Raw genomic sequence first — 3,403 nt, forward strand, 5'->3', positions numbered from 1 at the left:
TCTGGGTACAGCCGGCTTTTTTCAGCATATCGATACAGGCCAGCATGGAGCCACCAGTCGCCAGCATCGGGTCGATCACCAGCGCCATGCGCTCGTCGATATCGTGGGCCAGCTTCTCGAAATAGGCCACCGGCTCCAGGGTTGCCTCATCCCGGTACACACCCACCACGCTGACCTTGGCACTGGGGATCAGTTCCAGCACGCCATCCAGCATCCCCAGTCCGGCCCGCAGAATCGGCACCACGGTGATTTTCTTGCCTCTGATGCGCTGGGCCGGCGCCTTGCCCATCCAGGTATCCACCTGATAATCCTCCAGCACCAGGTCGCTGGTGGCTTCATAGGTCAGCAGGCTGCCCACTTCCGCGGTGAGCTGGCGGAAACTGCGCGTACTCAGGCTTTTCTGGCGCAGCAGGCCGAGTTTGTGTTTTACCAACGGGTGATGGATTTCGTGGACACTCATGGCTGCAGACTCCTGGAGACAAGCTAAACGAGGGCACGGATCATTCCGGCAATGGCGATATTGTGACGGCTACAGCGAAAATGTCACCGGTGCACACGCTGTCCCGCACCGGGCTATCCTCACTAACCAGGCAGTGCTAACGTCAAAGAAAAGAAAAACAGGGAGAAACCGTGAACAAAACCCTTGCCGAAATGAGCCAAAAAGCGTTTGTTTATGAGTGTGCCAGCCGCGCTCTCGCAGCCAGTTTTTCCAATCCCGCAGCCAAACCCTCCATCGCCAGCATGGTACGCGACGCGGAAAAACTCTGGGAGGAACTGCAGGAATGGGAAAATCGACAGGAGTCTCAACCATGAAGCGTTATCTGATTGTTTCAATCTTTGCCCTATTGAACGTGCTCTCGGCGCCACTATGGGCCGCTGACAGCCTCTCGGTGAGCGAACTGAAGCAGCAAATGCAGGACGGCAAAGCCCCCATCATTATCGATGTGCGCGATGAAGACGAATATCTGGCCGGGCATATTCCAGGCGCCATCATGGTGCCCGCCAAGCAGATGGAACACCACCTGGACATGATGGAGCAGTATCGCAAGGAAGATATTGTGCTGTATTGCCAGTCTGGTCGCCGCGCCAGTGCCGCTGCCACCGTGCTGGAAAATGCCGGTTTCAAGAACGTGAAGCTACTGCAAGGGGATTACCCGGGCTGGAAATCAGCCCAATAAGCACCGATTTGCCCACCACCCTCCCCCGGACCGCCTGTGGAATAAGGATATTCCTATTCCATAGGCCGGTTCGACCTTCGGCGATTAGCCGCAGCCCGCTGCCATTGCTATAATCCGCGCCCACCACCAACCCTGTTGAGAAGGACAGACCATGGATTTTGCTAAGGTTCCCGCCGGGAAAGACCTCCCCGAAGATATCTACGTGGCCATCGAGATCCCGGCCAACGCTGACCCGATCAAGTACGAGATCGACAAAGACAGCAACGCGGTATTCGTGGACCGCTTCATGGCAACCCCCATGTTCTACCCGGCCAACTACGGCTACATCCCCAACACCCTGTCCGAAGATGGCGATCCGCTGGACGTGCTGGTTGTGACCCCCTACCCGGTGGTTCCCGGCTCCGTGATTCGCTGTCGCCCGGTGGGCATCCTGAACATGACCGACGAAGCCGGTAAAGATGCCAAGCTGGTGGCGGTTCCGCACACCAAGCTGACCAAGATCTACGACAACGTGAAAGACATCAACGACTTGCCAGAGCTGCTGCTGGCCCAGATCAAGCACTTCTTCGAGCACTACAAAGAGCTGGAAGCAGGCAAGTGGGTGAAAGTTGATGGCTGGGATGGCGCCGAAGCGGCCAAAGCCGAGATCATCAAATCTGTCGAAGCTTACGAGAACGCCAAGTAAGTCGACGCGAAACTGGCAGAACAGCGCCAGCGACAAAAGGCCGCGCCCGGGCAACCGGGCGCGGCCTTTCTGTTTTGAGAAGCACGGGCAAGACCTGCGAGTTTCGAAAAGCAAAAACCGAAGCGCCTGGTCTGTAAAGGTTTTGATCTTCGCAACTCGAAACTCGTTACTCGCCTCTCACACCCGCGAGTGTTGCTCCCGGTAGCCCTTCGGAGTCAGGCCACTCCAGCGCTTGAACGCCTTGGAGAAGTTCGCCACATCGTTATAACCAAGGTGGTAGGCCACCTCGCTAATGCTCTTCTCCGCCTTCGCCAACAAACGGCAAGCCTGCCGGTAGCGCTCTTCATCCTGCAATTGGCGATAGCTCAACCCGGCCTGCTGCAAGTGACGTTTCAGGGTGCGGGCAGACACCGCCAGCCGATCCGCCATGCCTTCCAGCGACGGCAACGGCGCCGCATGGTCCTGTAACGCTGTGCGGATACGCTCCGCCATCACGCCCTCTTCTTCGGTGCGCCACTGACGGAACTCCATCTCGCACTGCTCGCGTGCAATCGCTGCCACCTGCGGGTCCGCCAGACGTGGCCGCGCCTCCAGGGCAGACAAGGGAAACACCAGCGCGTCTTCCGACTGATCAAACCGCACCGGCACCCCCACATCCTCCCGCAGCGCCGCCAACCAGGCCGGCGCGGGGCCGCGACGGTGAATCTCCAACCCCTCCGGCAAACTCTCCAACAGCTGTTCGATCATGAACGCCAGCCCCACCAGCATGGCCTCGATAATAAAATCATGGGCTACGCCTAACGGGCGGGTGCTACGCAATTGAAGATGAGCCCGGTCTGCATGGCGGGCTTGGTGAATTTCCAGAAACGGGGCGCGCAGGCCGAGAAACCGGCAGGCTGCATCGAGGGCATCCTGAGCGCTGGCGCTGGACAAAGCCAGTAGCCCCACCGGGCCATGCAGGGTAATGCTCATGGCGCGGGCATAGCGAAACCCCAGGCCACGATCGCCCACCATTTCGACCCCGCGCTCGGCCACTGTCTGGGCCAGGGACATGGAGACCCGGCGATCCACCGCCAGCAGCTCATCCCGACTCACCCCCAACCCCACCAGCAGAGTCGGCGCATCCAGCTTCAAGGCCACCAACAGGTCGTACAACAGCACCACATAGATGCCCGGCACCCCGGCATTTCCCCAGGTGCGGCCCGAACTCACCATTTGTTGGCCCTCCACGACAAGAACTTGGTTATCTCTGCCTGCATAGTAGTTGTCATTGAACAATGTCACCAATGGCATTTGCGCCAGGAGCCAACATGAAATTGCCGCTGACAAAAAAACATAAGGCACCGGTTGTGCCCATCGTACCCCGCCGCATGGGGTTTTCCTTCGATGGCATCAAACATGATGATTACTGGTTTGATAACGACCCTGTGCTGACCCATCTGCTGAATATCCTGTCGCTGACCTTCCCGGACGGCGAGCGTTTCTTCGTAGATTCTGTGCGCGCCCTGCGCGACCAGGTGGCGGACAAGGATCGTCAAAA

The 3,403-nt window shown here is 58.6% G+C and carries 6 protein-coding genes; 4 read left to right on the forward strand and 2 right to left on the reverse strand.

Going from position 1 to position 3,403, the window contains the following annotated elements:
* Nucleotides 1–460 (reverse strand): uracil phosphoribosyltransferase (upp, locus tag A3730_RS18245; protein ID WP_063538627.1); only part of this gene is annotated, 460 nt, incomplete at its 3' end.
* Between the two features lie 170 nt (nt 461–630).
* On the opposite strand from upp, the gene A3730_RS18250 reads away from it, so the two are divergent.
* The 3 genes from A3730_RS18250 (at nt 631) to ppa (ending at nt 1,863) form a co-directional block, all read left to right on the forward strand.
* Nucleotides 631–813: a hypothetical protein gene (locus A3730_RS18250; protein WP_063537662.1), complete on the forward strand. Its 183-nt coding sequence runs from the start codon at nt 631–633 to the stop codon at nt 811–813.
* Entirely contained in the window at nt 810–1,178 is a 369-nt protein-coding gene (locus A3730_RS18255) for a rhodanese-like domain-containing protein (RefSeq protein ID WP_063538629.1), read from the forward strand. Before A3730_RS18250 ends, A3730_RS18255 begins: the two co-directional genes overlap by 4 nt.
* A gap of 151 nt (nt 1,179–1,329) precedes the next feature.
* Nucleotides 1,330–1,863 carry an inorganic diphosphatase gene (ppa, locus tag A3730_RS18260; protein ID WP_007149355.1) on the forward strand — a complete coding sequence of 178 codons (534 nt, stop codon included), beginning with the start codon at nt 1,330–1,332 and terminating at the stop codon, nt 1,861–1,863.
* A gap of 177 nt (nt 1,864–2,040) precedes the next feature.
* Here ppa and A3730_RS18265 read toward each other — a convergent pair whose 3' ends face one another.
* Nucleotides 2,041–3,078 (reverse strand): AraC family transcriptional regulator, encoded by a 1,038-nt coding sequence (locus A3730_RS18265; protein WP_063521280.1) that lies wholly within the window; start codon nt 3,076–3,078, stop codon nt 2,041–2,043.
* 95 nt (nt 3,079–3,173) lie between these two features.
* Between A3730_RS18265 and A3730_RS18270 the strand changes: the two genes are divergently transcribed.
* A partial coding sequence (locus A3730_RS18270; RefSeq protein WP_197477520.1) for a metal-dependent hydrolase occupies nt 3,174–3,403 on the forward strand: 230 nt, incomplete at its 3' end.

This window comes from Alcanivorax sp. HI0044, assembly GCF_001634945.1.

What these genes read in the sequence shown, in the direction of transcription:
- A3730_RS18255 (WP_063538629.1), top strand. Translation starts at nt 810, where the DNA reads ATGAAGCGTTATCTGATTGTTTCAATCTTTGCCCTATTGAACGTGCTC.
- ppa (WP_007149355.1), top strand. Translation starts at nt 1,330, where the DNA reads ATGGATTTTGCTAAGGTTCCCGCCGGGAAAGACCTCCCCGAAGATATC.
- A3730_RS18265 (WP_063521280.1), bottom strand. Translation starts at nt 3,078, where the DNA reads ATGGTGAGTTCGGGCCGCACCTGGGGAAATGCCGGGGTGCCGGGCATC.